The organism is Leptotrichia sp. oral taxon 215 str. W9775 (genome assembly GCF_000469505.1).
GTDB lineage: Bacteria > Fusobacteriota > Fusobacteriia > Fusobacteriales > Leptotrichiaceae > Leptotrichia_A.
The window spans coordinates 90,028-115,055 of sequence record NZ_KI272827.1; the positions used below are offsets into that span (position 1 = coordinate 90,028).

24 protein-coding genes are annotated in these 25,028 nt (G+C 32.5%); 1 reads left to right on the forward strand and 23 read right to left on the reverse strand.

The genetic code is table 11. The annotated features are described in order from the left end of the window. Window positions 1–120 precede the first annotated feature (120 nt). The 21 genes from HMPREF1984_RS02250 to ulaG form a co-directional block, all read right to left on the reverse strand. The gene (locus HMPREF1984_RS02250) at window positions 121–3,198 is read right to left on the reverse strand and encodes an alpha-amylase family glycosyl hydrolase (protein ID WP_021766254.1); all 3,078 of its coding nucleotides are present in this window, start codon (window positions 3,196–3,198) and stop codon (window positions 121–123) included. Between the two features lie 59 nt (window positions 3,199–3,257). After that, entirely contained in the window at window positions 3,258–4,628 is a 1,371-nt protein-coding gene (locus tag HMPREF1984_RS02255) for an aminopeptidase (protein ID WP_021766255.1), read from the reverse strand. 262 nt (window positions 4,629–4,890) lie between these two features. Continuing rightward, on the reverse strand, window positions 4,891–6,108 hold the full coding sequence (hydF, locus tag HMPREF1984_RS02260) for a [FeFe] hydrogenase H-cluster maturation GTPase HydF (protein ID WP_021766256.1): 1,218 nt from the start codon (window positions 6,106–6,108) through the stop codon (window positions 4,891–4,893). Next, window positions 6,105–7,502, reverse strand: a complete 1,398-nt coding sequence (hydG, locus tag HMPREF1984_RS02265) for a [FeFe] hydrogenase H-cluster radical SAM maturase HydG (protein WP_021766257.1) — start codon at window positions 7,500–7,502, stop codon at window positions 6,105–6,107. The genes hydF and hydG overlap by 4 nt, the downstream gene beginning before the upstream one ends. A gap of 152 nt (window positions 7,503–7,654) precedes the next feature. Beyond that, window positions 7,655–7,912 (reverse strand): TM1266 family iron-only hydrogenase system putative regulator, encoded by a 258-nt coding sequence (locus HMPREF1984_RS02270; protein ID WP_021766258.1) that lies wholly within the window; start codon window positions 7,910–7,912, stop codon window positions 7,655–7,657. Window positions 7,913–8,145: 233 nt separating this feature from the next. Continuing rightward, a complete protein-coding gene (locus HMPREF1984_RS02275; protein WP_021766259.1) occupies window positions 8,146–9,501 on the reverse strand; it encodes a glucose-6-phosphate isomerase in 1,356 nt (451 codons plus the stop codon). Between the two features lie 242 nt (window positions 9,502–9,743). Further along, a complete protein-coding gene (locus tag HMPREF1984_RS02280; RefSeq protein WP_021766260.1) occupies window positions 9,744–9,959 on the reverse strand; it encodes a hypothetical protein in 216 nt (71 codons plus the stop codon). Window positions 9,960–10,144: 185 nt separating this feature from the next. Continuing rightward, window positions 10,145–11,128: a ribose-phosphate pyrophosphokinase gene (locus HMPREF1984_RS02285; protein WP_021766261.1), complete on the reverse strand. Its 984-nt coding sequence runs from the start codon at window positions 11,126–11,128 to the stop codon at window positions 10,145–10,147. 73 nt (window positions 11,129–11,201) lie between these two features. Beyond that, entirely contained in the window at window positions 11,202–12,038 is an 837-nt protein-coding gene (locus HMPREF1984_RS02290) for a glycosyltransferase family 2 protein (RefSeq protein ID WP_021766262.1), read from the reverse strand. A gap of 140 nt (window positions 12,039–12,178) precedes the next feature. After that, on the reverse strand, window positions 12,179–12,751 hold the full coding sequence (gene rfbC / locus HMPREF1984_RS02295) for a dTDP-4-dehydrorhamnose 3,5-epimerase (protein WP_036099464.1): 573 nt from the start codon (window positions 12,749–12,751) through the stop codon (window positions 12,179–12,181). A 1-nt stretch (window position 12,752) separates the two neighbouring features. After that, window positions 12,753–13,961 (reverse strand): dTDP-glucose 4,6-dehydratase, encoded by a 1,209-nt coding sequence (locus HMPREF1984_RS02300; RefSeq protein ID WP_021766264.1) that lies wholly within the window; start codon window positions 13,959–13,961, stop codon window positions 12,753–12,755. Window positions 13,962–14,006: 45 nt separating this feature from the next. Then, window positions 14,007–15,014, reverse strand: a complete 1,008-nt coding sequence (locus tag HMPREF1984_RS02305) for a family 16 glycosylhydrolase (protein ID WP_021766265.1) — start codon at window positions 15,012–15,014, stop codon at window positions 14,007–14,009. A 133-nt stretch (window positions 15,015–15,147) separates the two neighbouring features. Continuing rightward, the gene (locus HMPREF1984_RS02310; RefSeq protein WP_021766266.1) at window positions 15,148–15,819 is read right to left on the reverse strand and encodes a hypothetical protein; all 672 of its coding nucleotides are present in this window, start codon (window positions 15,817–15,819) and stop codon (window positions 15,148–15,150) included. A 190-nt stretch (window positions 15,820–16,009) separates the two neighbouring features. Further along, window positions 16,010–16,417 carry a helix-turn-helix domain-containing protein gene (locus HMPREF1984_RS02315; protein WP_036099466.1) on the reverse strand — a complete coding sequence of 136 codons (408 nt, stop codon included), beginning with the start codon at window positions 16,415–16,417 and terminating at the stop codon, window positions 16,010–16,012. A 120-nt stretch (window positions 16,418–16,537) separates the two neighbouring features. Continuing rightward, window positions 16,538–17,239 carry an L-ribulose-5-phosphate 4-epimerase gene (gene araD, locus HMPREF1984_RS02320; protein WP_036099468.1) on the reverse strand — a complete coding sequence of 234 codons (702 nt, stop codon included), beginning with the start codon at window positions 17,237–17,239 and terminating at the stop codon, window positions 16,538–16,540. After that, window positions 17,239–18,114, reverse strand: a complete 876-nt coding sequence (locus HMPREF1984_RS02325) for an L-ribulose-5-phosphate 3-epimerase (RefSeq protein ID WP_021766269.1) — start codon at window positions 18,112–18,114, stop codon at window positions 17,239–17,241. Before HMPREF1984_RS02325 ends, araD begins: the two co-directional genes overlap by 1 nt. Window positions 18,115–18,211: 97 nt before the next feature. Beyond that, complete coding sequence (locus HMPREF1984_RS02330; protein ID WP_021766270.1) at window positions 18,212–18,874, reverse strand: 3-keto-L-gulonate-6-phosphate decarboxylase UlaD; 663 nt, start codon at window positions 18,872–18,874, stop codon at window positions 18,212–18,214. 84 nt (window positions 18,875–18,958) lie between these two features. Then, window positions 18,959–19,414 carry a PTS sugar transporter subunit IIA gene (locus tag HMPREF1984_RS02335; protein WP_021766271.1) on the reverse strand — a complete coding sequence of 152 codons (456 nt, stop codon included), beginning with the start codon at window positions 19,412–19,414 and terminating at the stop codon, window positions 18,959–18,961. Window positions 19,415–19,462: 48 nt separating this feature from the next. Continuing rightward, complete coding sequence (locus HMPREF1984_RS02340) at window positions 19,463–19,744, reverse strand: PTS sugar transporter subunit IIB (RefSeq protein WP_021766272.1); 282 nt, start codon at window positions 19,742–19,744, stop codon at window positions 19,463–19,465. A gap of 31 nt (window positions 19,745–19,775) precedes the next feature. After that, window positions 19,776–21,299, reverse strand: coding sequence for a PTS ascorbate transporter subunit IIC (locus HMPREF1984_RS02345; protein WP_021766273.1), 1,524 nt, complete (start codon window positions 21,297–21,299; stop codon window positions 19,776–19,778). Between the two features lie 82 nt (window positions 21,300–21,381). Next, window positions 21,382–22,443 (reverse strand): L-ascorbate 6-phosphate lactonase, encoded by a 1,062-nt coding sequence (gene ulaG / locus HMPREF1984_RS02350; RefSeq protein WP_021766274.1) that lies wholly within the window; start codon window positions 22,441–22,443, stop codon window positions 21,382–21,384. A gap of 256 nt (window positions 22,444–22,699) precedes the next feature. Here ulaG and HMPREF1984_RS11090 point away from each other — a divergent pair, with 256 nt between their 5' ends. Then, window positions 22,700–23,926: an IS91 family transposase gene (locus HMPREF1984_RS11090; RefSeq protein WP_036099471.1), complete on the forward strand. Its 1,227-nt coding sequence runs from the start codon at window positions 22,700–22,702 to the stop codon at window positions 23,924–23,926. A 177-nt stretch (window positions 23,927–24,103) separates the two neighbouring features. On the opposite strand, the gene HMPREF1984_RS02360 is transcribed toward HMPREF1984_RS11090, so the two are convergent. Together HMPREF1984_RS02360 and HMPREF1984_RS02365 are read right to left on the reverse strand one after the other, a co-directional pair. Further along, window positions 24,104–24,382: a type II toxin-antitoxin system RelE/ParE family toxin gene (locus tag HMPREF1984_RS02360; RefSeq protein ID WP_021766276.1), complete on the reverse strand. Its 279-nt coding sequence runs from the start codon at window positions 24,380–24,382 to the stop codon at window positions 24,104–24,106. Continuing rightward, complete coding sequence (locus tag HMPREF1984_RS02365; RefSeq protein WP_021766277.1) at window positions 24,354–24,680, reverse strand: hypothetical protein; 327 nt, start codon at window positions 24,678–24,680, stop codon at window positions 24,354–24,356. Before HMPREF1984_RS02365 ends, HMPREF1984_RS02360 begins: the two co-directional genes overlap by 29 nt. Window positions 24,681–25,028: the final 348 nt, after the last annotated feature.

Below are 25,028 nucleotides of genomic sequence, written 5' to 3' on the forward strand. Positions count from 1 at the left end.
ACTGTTTTATATAAGTAAAATTTTAGTAAATGAATAAAATATAGCTTTTACATATATTATATTTAATTTTTACTATTTTGAGACATCCTCTTTTTATTTGAGATTATAATATTTTTCTTATTAATATCTAAACATTCTGATATTATCAGATCCTTTTTCATTTACCCAACGTTTCAATATCATTCCCTGTTTTGCTTTCAGAGATAGTTTTATTTTCCCTTTTCCGTCTATTTTAACAATAGTTCCCTTTATAAGATCTATATATTTTTCATTTGGATGGGAAGTTATAAATTCAATATTATCAACATCTTTAAAAGAATTATTTATAACAGTAATCAGGGATCTACCTTCATTTGTACGCTCATAGGCAATTACATCATTTACATTATCAGCAAGCAGTTCCTTAAATTTTCCATATACAAGAACTCTGTTTTCCCTTCTTATTTTTATAAGTTTTTTATACCATTTAAATAAATCCTTATCCGGATATTGTTCATATTCTTCATTTCTATTTACTTTGGAAGGATTTTTTTCCAGATCGTAAATAAATTCATCCCAGAGCATAGGCTTTCTGCAGTAAGGATCTGTAGCTCCCCACATACCTACTTCATCTCCATGGAATAACATTGGAGCTCCTATATATGTCATCTGAAAAATTGAAATAAGTTTCAATATATCCTTTGGCTTTATATTACTGTTAATCCAGTCTATTGTTGTATTCGGATGATAATTTGAAGCTAAATCAGGTCTTATTCCATTATATCCCTTTTCAAGCTGTTTACCTTCCTCCAGATTTCTTCCTACCTTATCATTTACAATTCTTGAATAAAGCCTGTCTGTATCGTGCGAACCGTTCAAATTCTGTGAAGCCTGCAACGCCTGAAATGGATACCATGTTCTCTTTTCCCTCAGTTCATTGAAAAAATCCTTAGCTGTAAGTTTGTAAGTTTCTCCGCCTTCTTTCCCCTGGTTTACAAAGTATCCTATTACCGTTTTCAGCCATTCGTAATTCATGACAGTATCAAATTTATTACCGTTATTTATATCACCTGAAGCATTTCCCCACAGCTCGGCAGTTATATAGGAATCATCTTTTACATCCTTTACAACTTCACGCCATTCATGCCAGAATTTCTGATTTTCCAGACAGTTTGGAACATCAAGCCTCCATCCGTCTATTCCATCATCTTCCTGCCAGTTGTCAGAAACTTTTCCGTCAGGTCCATACATCCATTTTCTTGTAATATTAAAAATATACTCCTTATAGTGTTCATTGAATGTATTAAATTCAGGCAACGAATTAAATCCTGCCCACGCATTGTAAATTACCCTTTCTTTATTTGCATTTACAGTGAGATAGGCATCTTCATCAGAAAAATAATCTTCTACCGGTACATGCTTTTCAAAGTCTGTAAATTTATACCAGTCCTTGTATACAGATTTTTCTCCGTCAGCCATTACCATATTAAATGTCCAGTGCCTGTCGCTGCTGTGATTAAACACACCGTCAAATATGACTCTTATTCCGTTCTTATGTAATTCCTTTATTAAATCAGCCATTATAAGATCAGATTCTGTCCATACCCATGTTGCCGGATCTTCTGTTTCTCCATATCCGTTCTTTCCTTTATTTTCACCCTTCAGATTTACTTCCAGAAGTTTCAGTTCACTGTTATTAACTGCATTTTTCCCAAGAACATCAATATACGTCTTATTTCCATAGCTATTGCTTTCCGATACGTCAACATTGTGTTTCTTACCACTTGTTCTTATTGTTCCAAAATCCGGAGAAATATGCCTGAAATCATTTGCTCCATACTTATGGTTCTGATATGAGAAAAACACCGGATTTAGCCAGACAGCATTTATTCCCAGTTCCTTCATGTAAGGAATCTTCTCTTTAATTCCCTGCAGGTCTCCACCGTACATTCTTGCATATTTTAAGCTGTAATTTATATTTTTTTCCTTTTCCTTTTCCTTTTCCCATGAAACCTGCTGATTAAAATCAGAAGTCCATCTATTTCTGTCAAATTTCTCTTCATTTTCATTTTTAGACCATTTATATTTTTCTATAAAGTTCTGTTCATGAAGCTCATTTGCTTTAAATGCCTCCGGACCAAATTCATTGAAAATAGGGTCATTATAGTTATTTCCATTATAAAATCTGTCAGGAAATATATTATACCAGATTGCTTCCTTGGACCAGTTAGGTACTTTAAAAATCTGAATATCTTCCGATGAAGTTTTTACAGACAGCCTCTTTGGTTTTTTCTCGTATGACAAATCTTTTCCGTCAAAGTATGCCTTAACTCCACCATCTTCCAGAACGAAGAAATAAAGAATCTTTTCAACTTCCTTTCCAAAGTCGATTATTCTTTCAAAATAGTCAAAACCATTTGTTTTGTCCCTAAATCTTTCCAGCTCATAAATCATCTCATAATTGTCTTCTTCGTTAAGAACCACACTTATATAAGCTCTTTCCACATCATTCATCTGGGTTCTTATTTTAAACTCATATTCCCTGTCTGAAAGCTTATTAAAATATTTCAGGCTTTCATAATTATGAACTATTGCTTTAAGGTTAGTTTTTCTATCTATGGCTTCAAATACAAATTTTCCTGTACCAAGATCCCCCTGTGGAAACAATGCTCCATTTTCTCCGATTATAAGCTTCAGGTTTTCATTTTTCGGATACCATTCATTATCAATCAGATATTTATATTCATAAGTTCCTTCAGATAATACCAGTTCAATCTCATAAAGAGTATCTTCTATATGATGGACGGGCTCATCATCTGTAGTCCATCCATTAAAAATTCCTGATATTTTTATTTCATCAGCTTTTTCAAGATTAAAATCCTTTATATCCAGTTTCATTCTATGAAATTTTGTTTTTGAAAATAAAACCTTGTTTTTTTCAGCATCATAAGTTATCAGAATATCCAGTCCCTTTTGGAATCCTGTTATTGGTTTCGGAGGAGTATTCTTTTCTGCCTTTGCTTCAAAATCAGTTGCAAAGGGAGCTGTATGATTGTAAGTAACTCCCTCCAGATTTCCATTTTCATCTTCCAGCGAAAAAGAATAGCTTCCCGGTTCTATATTTGACCATTTGCATATGTATATTCCGTCGTTTCTTTTTTTCAGCTCTATTTTTTTGTATAATTCGTTGTTTCTGAATATTAATACTCTGCTTTTCATTTCTCTCCCAATTCCTTTATATATAAACTTCTTATCCTCTGTTTTCCAGATATGGAAATCTATATTTCAAAAAATACTTTATACGCTCTGTATGTTTCATACAAGTCAGCCTTAGAGGATATTTCAAACAGTGAATGCATCGATAAAAGTGCCGGTCCTGCGTCTATTGTTCTTATTCCATAGTAGGCAAGGAATTTTGCAACTGTTCCTCCTCCACCTTCGTCAACTTTTCCAAATCCTCCAAATTGATATTTTATATCATTTTTATTAAATATCTGTCTTATTTCCTGAATAAATTCAGCATCTGCATCATTTGCCGATACTTTTCCTCTACTTCCCGTATATTTTGCAAATGCCAGTCCATAAGAAAGTCTTGCAACATTTTCAGGATCGTGAACAGATTTAAATACAGGATTCATTGCGGCAGTAACATCTGATGACAATGCCTTTGAATTCCATAGGGTTTCCCTCAGAATCTGATCATTGTAGTTTTTTTCAGTCATTGAAAGAAGTTTTCCTACAATTAATTCAGGTAATGTTGTCTTCAAGCTTGTAGAACCTTCACTTCCTATTTCTTCCTTATCTGTAAGATATACCATTACAGTCTTTTCAGGATTTTCCACTTCATAAAGGGCTCTTAATGAAGTATATGCACATATTCTGTCATCCTGTCCATATCCTCCTATCATACTCTGGTCAATTCCAACATCTCTTAATTTCCCCGCCGGAACTACTTCAAGTTCTGCTGTAATAAAGTCATCTTCCTCTATTCCATATTCTTCCTTAAGCTTATTAAGTACAAGCTGTTTTGTCTGTTTCTTTACATTTTCATCATTTACTGGCATATTTCCAAATAAAAGTTTCAGTTCCTCACCTTTGATAACTTCCCTTGTATTTCTATCATCCTGAACTTTATATGACAGATGTGGAAGTATATCAGGTACACTGAATACAGGGTCTGTATCCTTTTCACCTATTGAAAGTGTAACTTTTTTCCCATCAGCAAGGAATACTACTCCATGCAGTGCTAAAGGTGTAGCTGCCCATTGATATTTCTTTATTCCTCCATAATAATGTGTATTTAAAAGGGCAAATTCCTCTTCTTCCTTTATTGGATTAGGTTTTAAATCAAGTCTTGGAGAATCAATATGTGAAACTATCATGTTAATTCCACTTTTAATATCTTTTCCCACTATTACTGCAATAAGGTTTTTATCCCTATTATTAAAGTAAACCTTATCTCCTGTTTTCAATTCTGTCTTTTCGTTTATATTCACAAACCCATTTTTCTTAAGTTCTTCTTCCGTAACAGTTACAAATTCCCTTTCTGTCTTTGCAGAATCAAGGTATGCCTTATACTCTTCCGAAAATTCAAAAATTCTTTTTTTCTCATCTTCAGTATAATTTTTCCATAAATTTTCCCTGTTCATATATATACCTCCTATGTTAACTTTATATTCCTATTTTGAATAGTAAATTGTATCATTTTTATAGGTTTTAGTCTATACAAAATTTTTAAGTACAACAACCCATAAAATAATACAGATATAAATTTATTTAAAAAATATTATAGTAAAAAATAAAACGGATATCTGAAAATTTCTTTCCGAACCAGTGAATAAGTCCATTTTATTTCCAACAAATATCCGTTCTATACAATTAAATTTTTATAAAATAAACAGTAAACATTTTTTATTCCCGTATAGTGCCTTTTATGGCTCTGTCAAGTATGCCTGTCAGATAGGCAAGTGTTACTCCATAATTTGTTATAGGAACTCCTTTTTCTTCTGCTATCCGTATACGGTTTAACATATTCTTCCTAGTTATCATACATGAACCGCAATGAATAATGAGGTCCACATTTTCCATGTGAAACTCCTTCTCTTTAAAAGTTGCACCATTCTGAAAAATAATCTTCAGATTGGGGTTTATTTTTTTCTTTAGAAGATTAGGTATTTTTACAGTTCCTATATCTTCATGTGAAGTTGTATGAGTACAGCTTTCTGCAATCAGGACAGTTCCTTCCTTCTTATTTTTCAGTTCTTCCAGTGCCTCAATCCCTTTGATAAACTCCCTTATATCTCCCTTCTGTCTGGCAAACAGCATTGAAAAACTGGTTAGAGGTATATGGTCAGGAACTATTTTATCCACTGTTTTGAACACCTGCGAATCTGTAATTACAAGGTCTATTTTCTGAATTTCCTTTATTGTTTCCTCAAGTTCAGTCTCTCTCACCACCACTGTTTTTATTCCGTTATCAAGGCATTCCCTTATTACCTGAACCTGTGGCAGTATGAGTCTTCCCTTCGGAGCTTCTGAATCAATTGGTACTACAAGCACAACTGTCGAACCATAGGCAACCAGATCTCCTATTAATGGTGGATCTTCTTCCTGTTCTTTCAGATTTTTCAGTATTATTTCCAATAAGTTTTCCCTTTTTAAGTTTATATTTTCATCTAAAAAACTATCTCCTGAATTTTCCTTCCTTAATTTTTTTCTTTCTTCCTCTTTCAGCTGATCAAGTTTATTCCAGACAAAAACATAAGGTATCCTGAATCTCTGAAAAAACAGCTTCGCTTCCTTTTTTTCCTCCTTGTCTATTTTTCCGGCATTCAGAACATATATTGCTAAATCTGTCTTCTGCAAAATTTCTTCTGTCTTTTCAACTCTCATTTTTCCTAAACTTCCAACATCATCCAGCCCTGCCGTATCTATAATCCTGACAGGTCCGTAGCCTATCAGCTCCATAGACTTGTAGACTGGATCCGTAGTTGTTCCGGAAACATCTGAAACCAGTGAAATTTCCTGATTTAGCAGAAGATTAAAAATACTCGACTTTCCAGCATTCCTTCTTCCAAAAAAGGCTATGTGCTTTCTGTTTGAGTCAGGCGTATTTAATCTTTCCATCATAGATACAGATCCCTTTCTCCTGCCTTCAGTTTATCTATATTTTTCAGAACAAACTGTTCCAGTTTTTTATTTTCAATTGTTGCCGCCTGTTCCTTCACAAATTTTTCCACTTTTGCAAGTAATTCCTTATCTCCATAATCTACCGCATATTCCACAAGTGTTGTCAGGGCATTTGGTTTACACAAATTATGAATCTTTTCAGATTTTGCTATTTCCATGAATTTTTCTCCAACTCTTCCTGTTCTGTAGCATGAAGTACAGTAGCTAGGAATATATCCTGCCGCCATAAGATCTTCGATTACCTGTTTTGGGCTTCTTTCATCGGCAGTGGCAAACTGATTTACATTTCTTCCCTTTATGTGCTCTTCATATCCTCCAACTCCTGTACATGAACCTGCACTTACCTGAGAAATTCCGTGCTGCAGAAGTATTTCCCTCATTTCAGCTGTTTCCCTTGTTGACAGTATCATACCAGTATATGGAACTGCTATTCTTATAATTGTAACGATTTTCTTAAATGTTTCATCATCCAGCAGATAAGGGAATGTTTCCAGGTTTACTCCTTCTGCAGGTCTTAATCTTGGAACTGAAATTGTGTGGAATCCTACTCCAAATCTTTTTTCCAGATGCTCATTATGCATCATAAGTCCTAATACTTCAAATTTAGGATCTGCCAGTCCAAATAAAACTCCAGCTCCTACATCTTCTATCCCTGCTTCCATTGCCCTGTCAAAAGATGTTGTATGGTAGTCATAGTTTCCCTTTAGGCATTTAGGGTGAACTTTTTTATAAACTTCTTCATCATAAGTTTCCTGAAACAAAATGTAAGTTCCTATTCCCTTTTCATTTAATCTTCTGTAATTTTCAACTGTTGTTGCAGCTATATTTACATTTATTCTTCTTATTTTACCATTTTTATTATAAGTGTCGTAAATTGTATCTATTGCTTCTAATATATATTCTATATCACAGTTTACAGGGTCTTCCCCTGCTTCCAGAGCAAGTCTCTTATGTCCCATTTCTTCAAGAATCATAACTTCCTTTTTTATTTCTTCCATTGTAAGTCTTCTACGATGAAATTTGTTTTCCCTCTTGTATCCACAGTAAACACAGTTATTCACACAAAAATCACTTATGTAAAGTGGTGCAAACAGAACTACCCTGTTACCATATACATCTTTTTTTATTTTTCCAGCTATCTGAAACATTTTTTCAACCAGATCGGTATCCTCGATATGTAAAAGCTTTGCTATGTCCAGATGTGTTATTTTTTCCTTGTTTTCTGCTTTTCTAAGTATTTCCAGTATGTCTTCCCTTGAAGGATTTTTTCCTTCTTCCAACAATTGAAATATTTTCTCTCTGTCAATTTTTACATGTTCCTTGAATCTTTCCATTAATTTCATCTCCTTTTGGATCAGAAAGCTTTGAAATTGTCATTTCAAGCTTCTTTTCCATTAGCATATAGTATTTTAAACCTCAACTATCATCTCACCTCATAAACTCTTTAAAAATCAATTTCCATGAATTTCCAGTGTTCCTAAATGTTTTAATCCATTTCTTTTTTAGAAACTGTAGTTTTCACCTGTATTTCAGGGATGCTTCCTAATTTTCCTGTAAATGCATTTATTTCATCCATTGTTCCAAGCATTATTATTGAAACTACTGATACACCTTCATTATGAAAAGGAAGTCCCATTCTTCCGTAAATATGCTGCTGAAAGCTTGCCACGATGTTGTTAAATTCATTCTGATGCTCTTTAGCATTTTCCATCATAACACTTATTACTGCTATTCTTTTTTTCATAATTCCATTCCTTTCAAGTCAAATTTTAGAAAATAACATTCCCTATCTAATTTTATTATATCTTTAAAATTGCTTAAGTCAATAAATTGAAAAAGATTATTTTTCATTTGAAAATCAAATAGTTTTAATAGCAAAAAAGGAGACCGGCTCAAAATTTAAAGAACATGAAAACTATATTTTTTCATTCACTAAAATTTTCTGAGACAGTCCCCTCAAATATTTTATATTCAGTTTTATTTCATTTCGCTTAATTTTGCTTCAAGCTTTTTACCTTCTTCTTCATATCCAGGTTTTCCAAGCAGTGCAAACATATTTTTCTTATACGCTTCAACTCCCGGCTGGTCAAACGGATTTACTCCAAGAAGATATCCGCTTACTCCACATGCTTTTTCAAAGAAGTAGAAAACGTATCCTAAGTGATAAGGAGTAACTTCAGGTATATTTACACCAAGATTAGGAACTCCTCCATCAATATGTGCCAATATAACTCCGTCAGTAGCTTTTTTATTTACATAATCTAAAGTTTTTCCAGCTATGAAGTTAAGTCCGTCAAGGTTTTCCGCATCTTTTTCAATTACATATTCAGATTCAGGTTTTTCCACTGAAACTACTGTTTCAAAGAACATTCTCTGTCCTTCCTGAATGTACTGGCCAAGAGAATGCAGGTCAGCTGAAAAATCTACAGAAGATGGGTAAAGTCCTTTTCCATCCTTTCCTTCAGATTCTCCAAACAGCTGTTTCCACCATTCAGCAAAATAGTGAAGTCTTGGCTCATAATTTACCATTATTTCTATATTTTTTCCTTTTCTAAGAAGAATGTTTCTTACTGCCGCATATTGTAAAGTCTGGTTATCTTCAAGTATTTTTCCACTGTAGTCTTTTACAGCATCTGCAGCACCCTTCATTAAATCATCGATATCTATTCCTGCAGCTGCAATTGGCAATAATCCAACTGCTGTCAGCACTGAAAATCTTCCTCCAACATTGTCAGGTACAACAAATGTTTCATATCCTTCTGCATCAGCCAATGTTTTCAATGCTCCTCTAGCCTTATCTGTTGTAGCGTATATTCTTTTTCCTGCTTCTTCCTTGCCATATTTATCTTCAAGCATTTTCTTGAACACTCTGAATGCTATTGCAGGTTCAGTTGTAGTTCCGGATTTTGAAATTACATTTACTGAAAAATCCCTGTCTCCTACTAAATCTATCAGATGATTCAAGTAAACTCCACTCATATTTGTTCCTGCAAAATAAATTTCAGGCCCTTTTCTTTTTTCCTTAGGCAGATTGTTGTAAAAACTGTGTGATAAAAATTCAATTGCCGCTTTTGCCCCAAGATATGATCCCCCTATTCCTATTACAATAAGAACTTCCGAATCAGATTTTATTTTTTCTGCAGCCTTTTTTATTCTTGCAAATTCTTCCTTATCATAATCTTCCGGTAATGTCAGCCATCCAAGGAAATCATTTCCTGCCCCACTTTTAGATGTCAGAACTTCATTTGCCAGTTCAACATATGGTTTTATCTGTTTTATTTCTTCATCGCTAATAAAATTTTTTGCAAATTGATAGCTAAAATTTAATTTCATCTTTTCTACATCCTTTCCATATTTTACATATAATCTATATTTTTTGTTCTAATTTCCATAAAATTTTAGAAAATATTATAAACAAAAATTTTATATCATACATATTTTATAAATTTAATTATCTTTTTATAAAGTATAACAAAAAAGTGCAGTTTTTTCAAGACAGGGGCTAAATAAAAAGTCACATACCGGAATTATTCTGTATATGTACATAATCCCGATAGTGACTTCATAATTTTTTTCTAAACTATTTCCCATTCTTTGGCAAATAATTCAACATAATTTGGAATCCAAGGTACTCTGCCGAATCTGCTTTCTACATATAAGTAAGGGTGTGTGTTACATAAAGTTCCATCAAGGTTTTGAACCTTTACTCTGACATCGTTATTCCATTTAGGCAATCTCATTGCTTTTGCACCATCTTCTCTTATTATTGTAAATGCTTCTGAAAAGGTCATAATACCAGCTCCTTCAAATAAATTATTTATATATTTTCATATAAAAATCAGAGTTTCCCCAAAATTACCTGCTATATCTGGTTATATTTCTAATTCATTTAATTCTTTACACTATAATTATAATACAAAAACAATAAAAAGCAAGATGCCTTTCCTATTTATTTTACATTTTTAAATATTAATTTTTAGCATTGTTCTGCCGGCATTTCAAAAAGATAGCTGATTGGCTCATCCTTTGCTATTCTTTTTATTGTTTCAGCAAATATTTCACTTGCTGAAAGGACTCTAAGCTTGTCAAATCTCTGTTCTTCTGACAGATAAATACTGTCTGTTACAACAACTTTTGTAAATACTGATTCCTTCAGTCTTTCTATTGCAGGACCTGAAAATACAGCATGTGTCGCACATGCATATACTTTTACTGCACCTCTTTCTATAAGGGCTTTTGCAGCATTGCATATAGTTCCTGCAGTATCTATCATATCATCTACAAGAATTACTTTCTTTCCGTCCACATCTCCAATTATATTCATTACTTCACACTCATTTGCCTTCTGTCTTCTTTTATCTATTATTGCTAAAGGTGTATGAAGCCATTTTGCCAGTCCTCTTGCTCTTTTAACTCCTCCCACATCTGGTGACACTACAACTGTGTCTTCCGGGCCGAATCCCTGTTTTATAAAATGTTTTGCCAGAATTGGTAATGCTTCCATATGATCTACAGGAATATCAAAAAATCCCTGCGCCTGTCTTGCATGTAAATCCATAGTCACTACTCTTGTAGCCCCTGCTTCTGCCAGTAGATTTGCAACTAATTTGGCTGTTATCGGCTCTCTAGGACTTGCAGTTCTATCCTGTCTTGCATAGCCATAGTAAGGAATTATAGCTATTATCTCCTCTGCTGAAGCTCTTCTCAACGCATCAATGAAAACCAGAAGTTCCATAAGACTTTCATTTACCGGATTTGAAGTTGACTGAATAACAAATACTTTACAGCCTCTTACACTTTCTTCAGGTTTTATAAAAACTTCACCATCTGCAAACCTGTTCATTTTTACTAAATTTAAACTCATTCCCAGGTCTTCTGAAACTTTTTTTGCTAAATCTTCACTTGAAGGTCCTGCAAAAATTTTAATTTTCTTCTTATCTTCCTCACTTAAAACTAGCATCTGATACTTTCCTTTCTCACGAATTGATTATCCTTTTTAAATTTATGACATATCTATTATACCATAATTTTTTTTACTTTAGAAAATTTTTTCTTTTTTTGTGTCTTTCCTTGTCAAAAAACCATCCCCATTTATTAAAATATTTTATTGCTGATTGTGAATGGATTATCATCATTTTACGGGATTTATACGATGCTTTCCCATGTTCATGTATAATTTCAGCTTCAGGATAATATATAACCTTGAATTTTTCTCCTATTCTTCTGCATAAGTCGTAATCTTCCATATACATGAAATATCTCCCGTCAAATTTCCCCACTTCTTCAAAAACTTTAAAAGGTACAAAAATAAAACATCCTGAAACAATAGGAACTTCCATAATATGATTATAGTCGTATTTCCTCATTTCATATTCATAATCCATTTTTGCAATCAGTTTCTTAAATGGAAGAAATCTCCTGAAGATTAGATTAAAAGGAGTAGGCAGTAATCTGCACGAGTAGTTTACTTTACCATCCGGATCCTTTATTTTCGGCCCTATCTGCCCAATTTCAGGGTGCTGTTCCATATAGTCATATATTTTTTCAACTGTACCTTCTTCAAAAACTATATCAGGGTTTATTATAAGATGATATTTTGTTATATTTTCTCCTTTATCTTTCTTCTCCTTCAGAAGTTTTTCTATTACAATATTATGTCCCGCTCCAAAACCGTTATTGGAATTATTAAATATATACTCTATCCTGTCATCACTGAACTTCTTTATAAATTCTTCCAATCCGTTCTTTTCTGAATTGTCTGAAATAAATAATTTAAAGTTCAGTTTTAATTTCTGAAAACAGTTGATTATTTTTCCAAGGACTTCTTCATCAGTGTTATAAGTTACCATACACGCCGTTAAATCATACATAATTTTTAGCCTTTCTTCCTATTTTTACTAAAACGAGGCTATCTCAAAATTTAAAAAATAATATAAAACTATATTTACGAATTATTTATAAATATGATTTTAATATTATCTAAATTTTGAGGCAGCCTCCTATTTTTTATCTATTCAAAATAATTCTTATCAGGATTAAATTCCTGCTGTTTCTGATCTTTATCAGAAATTGTAAGTTCTTCCGGATTTATTCCAAATTCCTCAAATTTCCAGTCTATATTTAATGTTTTATCACTCCATAAAATACCGCTGTCATATTCAGGAGAATATAAATCTGTACATCTGTATACAAATTCTGTTTCATCGTCTAATGTCAGGAATCCATGTGCAAACCCTTCAGGAACATAAAACATAAGTTTATTTTCTTCAGACAGCTCTATTCCATACCATTGACCAAAAGTTTCACTTCCTTTTCTCAAATCCACTGCAACATCATAAACACGTCCTTTTATAACTCTTACCAGTTTTCCCTGAGTGTGCTTTGTCTGAAAATGAAGTCCCCTTAATACACCTTTTTTAGATTTAGAGTGATTATCCTGAACAAAATTCATTGTAAGTCCTAATTCTTCAAAAGATGCCTGATTATATGTTTCCATAAAAAAACCTCTTGAATCTCCAAAAACTTTTGTTTCAATTATTACAAGATCTTTAATTGGTGTCTTTTTCACAGTAAAATTGTTCATTCTATTTACCTCCATACATTTCATCATAATATTTCTGATAATCTCCCGAAACCACTTCATTTACCCATTCCTGATTTTCAAGATACCATTTTACAGTTTTTCTTATTCCTGTTTCAAAATCAGTTTCAGGATACCATCCCAGTTCCCTTGCAATTTTTGAAGGATCAATTGCATATCTCATGTCGTGTCCCAATCTGTCCTGGACATAAATTATCAGGTCATAATTTATATTTGATAAATCTGTCTTCAGCACTTTTTTATACTCATCATTTGCAGTAATTTCATCCTTTAAGATATCAATTACTAATTTTACAATATTTATATTCTGCTCTTCATTAAATCCACCAATGTTGTAAACTTCTCCTAATTTTCCATTTCTGACTACTAAATCAATTCCTTTACAGTGATCTTCCACATATAGCCAGTCCCTTACATTGTTACCTTTACCATAAACAGGTAGTTTTTTACCTTCAAGAACATTTTTTATCATTAGAGGAATTAATTTTTCCGGAAAATGATATGGACCGTAGTTATTGGAACATCTTGTAATATTTATTGGCATTTTATAAGTTTCTCCATATGCAACTACAATATGATCAGCCCCTGTTTTTGATGCAGAATAAGGACTTCTTGGATCAAGCGGTGTTTTTTCTGTAAAAAAATTGTCTCCATAAGTTTTTAAATTAGTTCTGTTTTTTACAACTTTTTTCACTTCCTCATCTTCAATTACCAAATCAATCGCTGTTTCATAATCTTTGGATAAACTTCCGTAAACTTCATCTGTAGATACTTGTAAATACTTCACACCCTCCCTGTAAACAGGATATCCATTTTCATCTTTAGAAACTGTCCAGGCCTTTTTAGCATTTTCAAGTAAATTCTGAGTTCCTAGAATATTTGTTTCAAGAAATATCTGAGGATTTTCAATAGATCTGTCTACATGTGACTCTGCGGCAAAATTCACTACATAATCAACATCATTTTCAGAAAATATTCTTTCTATTTCTTTTCTGTCCCTAATGTCAACCTTCTCAAATTTAACTCCGGGATTTTTTAATTCTTCCCTTATAGTTCCCAAATTTCCTGCATAGGTTAAAGCATCCACAACTATTACTTTAATATCTTCCTTATCTGCATATTTTTTCAAGATATACTTCAAATAATTTGCACCTATAAATCCGGCTGCCCCTGTTACTAAATATGTTTTCATTTGAAGTCCTCCCAAAATTCTTATTTATATTTCATTTATAATTTTTTATTTCTTTTTATAAACCCTTACATAATCAACTTTCATTTCTGTAGGAAATTTAACATCTCCATCTTCACCTGTTTTATTTTGTAATGCAACATTAATCATTAGAAAATGCGGTAACTTAAATGTATTTTCACTTGATTTTGCCACTTTTTTCATGGATAATCTTTTATACACCCTTCCATTAAACAGCCATTTTATTTCTTTCTCATCCCATTCTACTGCATATGTGTTAAATCTTGTTAAATCTTCATTTTTCTTAATTTTCAGATCATTACCTATAAATGATGCATAAGTGTTATCAGCTTTTAATGCATGAGCTGTTCCTGTAACTTTCTGTAAGTTCTCTCCATATATTTCAAATATATCTATTTCTTCCTTTGCCGGAGTAGGACTTGATGCCTGTAAGTATCCCTCCGGCCATGTCCAGAATGCAGGCCATGTACCCACTCCTTCAGGCATTGCTGCTCTCATTTCTATCTTTCCTTCATGAACTGCAAATTTATCCTTTGTATGTACTGCACCTGAACTGTATAAAATTTTTCTATCTTTTCCATCTATTTTTACTGTCTTATTATCTTCCTTTTTTACTGTTATTACAAGATAACCATTTTCCAATTTTACATTATCCCTTAAATAATACTGCTTTACCTTAAATCCATACTGGTCTACTAAATCGCCATTTTCATCCAGGTAATTTCCTGAATTCCATGGATTCCCATTTTCCCAGTAACTCCATTTTGAAGTATCCAGTTTATTTTCATCAAACTCGTCCCTCCAGACAAGTTCCCATTCCACCTTCTTTTTCTTGAAAGGATTTGATAATTTTGATTTTTTCTTTTCCACTTTTTCTTCCTTTGCTTCTTCGGCTTTATCGGCACTTGTTTCACTTTCTATCTTTTCTGCATTCTGTTTTACTTTTGTTATTGCTTCTCCTGTTTCTCCAGCTGCTAATGAAATTCTGCTAAATCCTATTATTCCCAGGCACAAAACTAAAAATATTTTTTTCATTTTGTTTCTCCTTGTTCTTTTATTTTCCAATATTTTTTAAATCTTAACCCATTATATCAAAAAAGACTGAAATAAGTCCAGTCTTTCATATTATTTTACATAAAAAGCTTTCCTGATAATATTTATATAAAAATTATTTTGATTTTTTATACATTTCCCTGAAATTTCTTACCTTTTCCTCCAGTTCAGCCACTCCCCATCTTCCATTATCCTTTTCAAGATAAATTGTTCCTTTCATGGAAGTATAACCTTCTATATTTTTAAAGGATTTTGTCATATTATCAAACATTTTTTCTATTATTATATCCTCAAATTCTTCTTTAGGTAATTTTGACATTTCTGCAAGTTTTTTTTCATTGAAAATATCATCTTCAGACATTAGCTGCATATAATTATCAAAACTTTTCGTTATATCAGGAATTGATATTTCTGCTGTCACTTCTACAATATCGTTTGCCGCATATCTTATTTTTATAATTTTTGTTTTGTATTTATTTAATAATTCATTAAACAAACCTATAGTATATTCCTCCGTTTTCTTCATTACTTTCCTGGAAGTCTTGCTGTCCATTGCAGGTAAATTTAACTGGCTTTCCATCATTCCGGAAGCCATTGCTTTCACTCCTTCAAATGTTGCCGCTGTAATAAGTCGATAATCCCTTTTGAAGGCTACTTCTATTTCCTTATTATTCTTATTTATCTCCTGCTGTGACAGTGTAACCCCTTTTTTAAGGACTACTTTGTAATCTTCTGAAAATAGCTGTAAAGATAATACCATTAAAACTATTAAAAGTAATTTTTTCATAAATCTCCTCCTCCATTTTTTATATTTGTACTATATTTTAACATATTTTTTCTAATTTTAAATATATATTTCAGAAAAAAAAGAACTGCCTCAAAAAAATTGAAAAATAGTGTAAAAACTATATTTATAAATTATTTATAGTTTTCATATTTCCTAAATTTTGAAACAGTCCTTTCATATCTTATAAATTCTATCCTCTATTTAAAAGACCTATATACTCTTTCACCAGAAAGACCTTTTCCGGTTCCATTTTCATGAGTTCCTCCAAAATCTTTCCTATCTCTATATTTGAGATTTCCTCTATCAGCTCAGACATTATTTCCTTTTTTAAATCTGACATATCCTTATCTGTATAACCTATTATCTTAAACAGCTTCAGATGATCGACATTTAAAATCTTAGAAATCTTCTTCAGCAAAAGAGGATTTGTCATACTGTGCTTTCCTGATTCCAAATTAGATAAATAAGCAGGACTTATATGCAGCAATTCTGCCATTTCCCTTAGGCCGATATTCTTCTGTAAACGCTTATTTCTAATGTAATAACCCAAGGCTATAACAAGATTGGGATTTGCTTTTATATCTTGCTTTTCGTCCATTTTATCCACCTTTCAATAATGTAACTGACTAATGTCATGTAACTTAAAAATTTTTCAAGTCTATTCTATCATTTCTTAATTTATTTTACCACAAAAAAATTATTTTTATAGTAAATTTATTTATTTTTTCTTTTGGCCATAATAGGCATTTTCCCCATGCTTTCTCAGGAAATGCTTATCAAGCAGCTCCTGCTGCATAGGTTTTACATCTTTATTTACCTGTTCTGTAAATATTGCCATTTTTGCAAGTTCTTCAAGTACAACTGAATTATACACTGCTTCAGCCGCATTTTTTCCCCATGTGAAAGGCCCGTGGCTATGAACTATTACTGCAGGAACAAATTTAGGATTTATTTCCCTTTTTTCAAAAGTTTCTATTATTACTGTTCCTGTTTCCTTTTCATATTCTCCGGCAATTTCTTCAGGAGTCATTTTTCTTGTACATGGAACAGGTCCGTAAAAATAATCTCCATGAGTTGTTCCATACGCAGGAATATCTCTTCCACTTTGTGCCCATATTGTTGCATTTGTTGAATGTGTATGCACTATTCCGCCTATTTCAGGAAACTTTTTATACAGCTCAACATGTGTAGGCGTATCAGAAGAAGGGTTTAAATTTCCTTCCACTACTTTTCCATCCAGATCAACAACTACCATATCTTCAACCTTCATTTTATCATATTCCACTCCGCTGGGCTTTATAACTACAAGCCCTTTTTCCCTGTCTATGGCACTCACGTTTCCCCATGTAAAAAGCACAAGCCCTTTTGCAGGTAATTCAAGATTTGCCTTATACACTTCCTCTTTTAATTTTTCAAGCATTAAATAAATCCTCCTTCTCTCATTTTTCCAAGCATCCATTCTTTAGCTTTTTTCACTTTTTCAATTGGATTATCAGATTTTTCAGTCCACATTTCTATTAAGAATGGTCCTTTATAGTTCAATTCCTTTAATTTAGCAAAAACTTTTGGAAAATCTACACATCCTTCTCCAAAAGGAACTTCCTTAAATTTTCCTGGAAAACTGTCTGTTACTGCCAATGTATCCTTTAAGTGAATTCCTGTTATTTCACCGTTCTTTATTCCAAGTTCCAATTCCTTCAATGTATCATTTTCAGGCCATGCAGTAAGGTTACCCACATCAGGATAAACTTTTAGCCATGGTGATTTTATTATTTCTGCATATTCCATATATTTTGTAATGGAATTTATAAATGGATGATCCATTATTTCTATAGACAGTGTAATGTTATAAGAAGATGCCCATTCTACAGCTTTTTTCAAATTTTCTATAAAATATTTCTTTGTCTGTTCACTTCCATCTTCATAATAAACATCATATCCGGCCATCTGAATTGTTCTTATTCCCATCTTATCAGCAAAAATTATTGCCTTCTGCATTAATTCCATTGCTTTTTCCCTTGTTTTTTCATCCATGCTTCCCATAGGAAATCTTCTATGTCCGCTAAAACACATTGATGGAATTCTGACTCCTGTATTTACAAGCTCAGCATGTATTCTGTTAATTTCCTCATCAGACCAGTCAAGTCTTGCAAGCCTTTCATCTGTTTCATCTATTGATATTTCAACAAAATCATATCCACATTCCTTTACAAGATGTATTCTTTCAATCCAGTCAATATCTTTAGGAAGGGCTTTTTCATATATTCCCAAATTAAGTCTATTTAAATCTCTCATTATTAACCTCTTCTATTAAAATTTATTCTAAACCGTTTTTCCTGTGAAATTCAATTTTTTCACATAACCTGTTTTCATCATAAAAGAAATAATTTCACTATTCAGACCAGTATTTAGCTATTTCTTCCTTAAATTCCCTTGCAGCCTGTGCAGGATTTTCAGCTTCAGTAATTCCACGTCCTGCAATGAATGTAAATACATCTACTCCTTTAAACAGTTTAAGTGTTTCAGTGCTTAATCCACCTGTTACTGATACTCTGAATCCCATTTCAATAAGTTTCTTAACCTTGTTCAGATCTTTTTCTCCCCAAGTTTCTCCGGCAAGTAATGCATCACGGCTCTGATGATATATAGCCTGGCTTATTCCGGCATCAAGCCATTGCTGAGCCTGTTCGTAAGTCCAGTCACCATAAAGTTCCACCTGTATTTCCCCTTTATCTCCACGTACTTCCTTTATTGCTTTTAAAGCGGCTTTCATCGTCGGGATTGTTGCTGAACAGATACATGTCATCCAGTCGGCACCCCTTACTGCGTTGTTTTTTGCCACTGTTCCACCTGCATCTGCACATTTTGTGTCAGCTACTATTGTCTTTTCAGGAAAAAGACTTCTTAAAACTTCTACAAGTTCGCTCCCCACCTGTAACAGACAAACTGTTCCTGCTTCTATAACATCTACTTCATGGCCTACTGACACTGCGGCTTTTATTGCCCCCTGTAAATCTGAATGATCTAATGCTACCTGTAATAAAGGTCTTGCCATATCTATATCCTCCTATTTTTTATTAGTAAAATATGCCGACTTTTAACTTGCCGGCATACTTCTGATTGTAATTTTTAATTTAATTTATCCGGCAACTGCGTCACTGATTATTTTATAAATATCTTCCGGAACTGCAGCCGCTCTTATTTTATCAAATACGTCTTCATCTTCAAAAAGCATTACTATCTGAGGGATAGCTTCTCCATTGTGTACATCTGCATTAACTGCCGCCAGACCTATCAGTATATCTACTTCCTGTCCGTCAGGAAATGCAACCGGCTGATCAAGTGTTACAAAACTGAAGGAATTTTTATTTACTCCCATTTCCGGTCTTTCATGAGGCATTGCAAGCCCTGGAGCAAGTACGTAAAATGGTCCCAGTTCCTTAGTTCTTTCAATTATTGCATCAACATAGCTTCTTTCCACAGCATTTTTCTCCACTAAAGGTTTCATGCACGCTTCTATTGCTTCTTCCCAAGTTGATGCATGCTGCTTTAACACTACGGAATTATTTTCCTTTAACGAATCCATTAAATTCATTCTATATCCTCCAAATTTTATCTCTACCTTGTCATAAAATTACTTAAATTAACCGATTCCAACTTCTTTCAACTTTGTTTCAAGCTCATTTGCATCAAGAAGATTTAAAAGTCCTATCATTTTAGTGTTTGGTCCACCTTTTAAATCATTTATTATATGAGTTGAAGCTAAAACTAAATCATAGTTTGCAAGCCCTGATTTTGCTTCTCCCAGACTGCATGAATTTACATCTGCGTCAACGTCAAGCTTTTTCAGCACTTGAGCCACTTTCATTTTCATAATCATACTTGTTCCCATTCCACTTCCACATACTGCAAGTACTTTCATCATTATTATCACTTCTCTCTTTCTTTTCTATATTTTAATTTTCTCCTAAATCCACTGTTCCTTCAAAATATTGTTCCTTATTTTTAGATTTCATATATTGTAACTGAGGAATTATCAGCATTGCTACAATTACTAGCACATATCCTGCTACTCCTAAATACTTCATTACAAATCCTTGAGCAAGCCATACTGTACTTTGGTCGATATTTCCATGCCATCCACCTTTTAACTGGAATAAAGCAACAGCAACTGCTCCACATAATACTTGTAATACTCCTGACAGTGCTGACAGTATTAACGCAGCCCTTGCTCCACCACGTTTATCAGCATAAACTGCGATAGTAGCGTTATCAAAGAATACCGGAACGAATCCTGTTATTATGAATACAGGTGATTTGAATATAAGTAATCCTGCTATTGATATAAACTGAGCTATTGTCCCAACTAAGAATCCAAATAATACTGCACTTGGTGATCCAAATCCGTAAGAAGCCGCACAGTCAACTGCTGGTAATGAACCTGGCAATATTTTATTTGAAATTCCTTGGAATGATAATGTCAATTCAGATACGAACATTCTAACACCAGTTTTTAATATTGTCAAATATACTGCAAACAGTAATGTAGTTGATACAACATAAGTTCCAAATGAAAGTTTTTTAGGATTAAATGCCCCTACTGCTACTCCATTAGGATTTATAACTGGACAAGTCTGTACTCCATTTGCAATTGTACATTTTCCAAATTTTGCAGTGAAGAATTCAGGTCCTAATACTAACATTATTACCCCGAAGAATATTATCATTATAAGCCCTGTCGCAATAATGTCATCATGTAACATTGTCAACCATTTAGGTAATTTCAGGTCATCCAGTTTCTTTTTAGGATTTCCTATTTTTGGAGCTAATTTGTCAGCAGCCCAAATAGCAAACATCTGTTGATGCCCTATAGCAAATCCTGCATTCTCAGTCAATCTTTGAGTTGGTTCAACTGAAAGATTTGATCCTACTGCCCAGTATATTCCTGAAAATAAACCTATAAGTACGATTCCCCATATGTTACGGAACTGAGGGAACAGGAAGAAAATCATCCATGAAGCTGTTGAAGCCTGCTGCTGCATAATGTGCCCTGTTATAAACAATGTTCTTACTTTAGTAATTTTTCTGAATAAAACTAATACTATATTTACAATAAATCCGATTAATAATGCCATCATAACTGATGCGGCAAGACTTGCTTTTGAAGGATCTTGTTCTATCATTCCTTTAATCGCATCATCAACAGCCTGCAATCCAAAATATGGATCTATAACTGCCGCATCCAATTGAAATTTAGTCTTTAATGCTGCCAGAATTGGTCTGAATGTTGTTACCAGTCCACCTGCACCTACGTTTAATATCATGTATCCTACAGTTGCTTTAATAAATCCACCAACTGCTTCATATATTTTCTTACCTAAGAATAAATAACCTACGAAAACTAAAAGACCTACAAAAAATTCCGGTTTAGTTAATATATTTTGTCCAAACCATGTCCCTATTGCCATTAAAAAATTCATTTTTTTCTCCTTTTAAATTATTTTTATTTTTGATACCTACATCTATTTCAATATACTCTTTTCAAAATATATCGTCTTTTTTCTATAAGAATGATTTGAATGGTAAATCAGGTTCTATAGTGAACGCATCTTCAAATCCTCTTGGATACATATATTCCATATCATCTTTGTTATCAGGGAATACAAATTTTCCTCCTGGTTGCCATATATATGGTTTAAATTTGTATTTCATTCTGTCTTTTCTATAATTCCACAATAAAGTAATTTCTTTCGGATCAGCCATAAAGTTAGACCATATATCGTGGTGTATTGGTATTACAACTTGAGTTTTTAATTCCTCAGCTACTCTCAGTACATCTGAAGAAGTTAATTTATCTGTCATTCCTCTTGGATTTTCTCCAAATCCTACAAATGCCACATCAACTTTATTTTCATTTCCATGTTTTACAAAATAGTTTGAGTGGTGTGAATCTCCTGCATTATATATATTACCTGCTTCTGTTTCAATCAGGTAGTTAACTGCCATATCATCCATATCAGGTGGAAGTTTGTCTTTTAAAACAACATCTTCAGCTACTGTAAGAAGCATTGTTCTGTCGAAAGATTCAAGAGCTCTTATTTTTGCATCCTTAACAGTCACTACATCTCCAGGTCTTACAGTTATAAGTTTTTCTTCAGGTACACCCCATTTTCTCCATATATCTGTACAAGTCTTAGGCCCTATGAATTTTGCTTCAGGACAGTTTTGAAGAACTGCAGCCGCTACATTCTGATCTATATGGTCACTGTGTGAGTGAGTAGCCATAAGGGCATCAAGTTCCTTTATAGCAAAAGGATCTATAACGCAAGGAGTAGTTCTCAAGTTTGGCTGTAATGCCACACATCCTACTGCTCTCTGATGCTGATGTTTAGGTTTCATTAATTTATTTTTACCTGTTCTTTTTCCTGTTGCAACCCAAAGATCCATACAGATATTTGCATTTCCTTCAGTTTTTACCCAAAGTCCCATATTTCCAAGCCACCACATAGCAACTTTTCCAGGCTCAACCTTTGTTTCTTCGATTTCTTCATTTAACCAAGTTCCCCACTCAGGAAAAGTACTTAAAATCCAAGATTCTCTTGTTATTTCGTCTAATTTAGCCATTTTTTCCTCCTAAAATTTATTGATTTTTGTTAGTAATTTATTTTTATGTGTTCATTATTTGTTAACAATGTTATACCCTGTTTTTTCAAAAAGTCAATAGCACTTTTAAATTCTTTTTGATTACGTTTTTTTATTCATCGATATATCCTATATATTTTCATTAGTATACTAAAAGTTACTATAATACAATATTATCCTTTTAAATACTAAAAAAAGCCGAATTTGAAATTCGGCTGATTTTTGATATAATATATTCATGACAAACAAATATATCATCCAAAATAAACTGAAATATATCTTCAGTAATAACAACATTCTACTAAATTTTATTGATTTTTGTAAGAAAAATAATATCAGGACAAATCATCTTAAATATATTATACACTCTATCGATAAGTTCCTCGCTTGTAGAGATATGTCCAAGGGTTTCATTAAATTTAAATACCCTCTCTGTCCCATTATCCACAAGTTCCCTCTTACTTGTAAGTCTAAGCTTTGTCCTTCATGTGGTTTCAAATATTCCAAAATCTGGTCTCAGAATATTATGAAACATATTCTGAATATTGAACATCGGCATGTTCTCTTTACTATCCCTAAAGAATGCAGACAATTTTTCTTCTATGACAGAAACCTCCTCTCAAAGCTTTCTGTCACTGTTAATGAAATCTTTAAGTTCACCTTCCATAACATCAGTAAGAAAAATCTGAGAAAAAATAAAATATCAAAATATTCCAAAAAATATTTCACTGACTCTGACATCCTGCACTATGGCCTCATTTCAATTATACATACCTTCGGAAGAGATCTTAAATGGAATCCACATATCCATGCCATTGTTTCTCTGGGAGGATTTACTAAAAATTTTGACTTCAGGAAAATGAGACATTTTAATGTGGATACTATTGCTGGTCAATGGAAGTACCATGTCCTCAAAATTATTCAGAATGGAGAATATAATGATAGTAAAATTAAAAAGAAGGCCTTGGACACTGTTTCCAAACTTTACAGGGAAGACAAAAGATTCTTCTTTAATGTCGGTGAAGGTAACATCAACAACACAAAGGGTATTATCAGATATCTCGGAAGATACCTCGCCCGTTCTCCTATTGCCGAATACAAGATTACTGAAATTGATGATGATAAAGTTACTTTCTTTTTCAATGATTTAGCTAACAATAAAAAGAAAACTTTCATTACAATGTCTGCCGAAAAATTTATCTCACAGATTCTCATTCACCTACCTCCTAAAAACTTTAAAATGGTAAACAGGTACGGCTTTTATTCAAGACATATTTCCGATAAACTTAAAAAGGCTATGCAGCCTTTTAAGAAAAATATTGTCGTATCAAAATATTCATTTTATCAGAGACAGATGTACATAACTTTTGGAATGAATCCCTTTTTCTGTCCTGAATGTAAAATCAGGATGATTGTATGGGAATTCTATCATTATCTTTATCCGCCACTTAAAAAGTATCATTAATATTCTTTTAATCCAACATAGTTGGATATTTTGTAATACAATTTTTTTAATAACTATAAATAGAGGAGACGATTGCCTCCTCTGAAAGTCATTCAATATATTCATAAGTATATCTTTTTGATTATTAAAAATAAATTTAGTTTACTTATAAAAATAAAAAAATAAGGGTTTTAACCCTTATTTTTTATAAGAACTGCCACGACTATCGATTTTTATTACTTCAATAATCTTTATTTCAGTTTCTTTTACCAAAAATATTGCTCTATAGTCTCCTATACGCATTCTAAAGGCATTAGAAATAGAATTATAAACATTAATATCAAAATTTTTATAATTTTGATGAAAGTCTTTTGCTAATTCTTCAAAATTTTTTAAGAATCTGTATCCCACTTTAGGATTTTTCTTTAAAAATTTTTTAGTTTCTTTTTTATAAAGAACCTTGTAAAAATCTTTCAAGGCTGATCTCCTCTCCCAGATCGTCTTCATCTAAATTATTTAATGCTTCAATAATTTCGTATTCTTCATTTTCCGGAACAGAAGGACAATTAGCCCTTAAAAAAGCAGCTAAGTCAAGATTTTCTTGCTCTTCGACATATTTTAATGTCGCAGTTCTTACTATTTCTGAAAAACTAATACCAACTTTTTTTGCATAAATATTTACACGATTAAAGTCGTCTGAATTTATTAAGATGTTTTTTCTCAGATTATTTTTAGATTTGTTATTAGCCCCCCTCATTTTCTCTAAATTTTCCATATTATTCTCCCTTATAATAAATTATTTTCATTTCTCCTATTATTTGATGTTGTAAATTTTTTTTATTTTTCTTTAACTTTTTTTATAAATTCAATATTAGTTTATCATAATTATTTTTTCTAAAAACAAATCAAACTGATACATACGAAACATCTCACACGTATTATACACACAATACATATTTTTGTCAAGCTTTTTATTTCTTATGGTATAATTAAAATAAAAAGGAGTATTTATTATGTTTAATTTTTTAAAAAAAAAAGCAGGAACAAAAGAAAGAAGAAAATCCAAAAGATAAAATAAAAGGAGTCATAATGTACTGCACCTCCAATCTTGTGTCCAAGATTT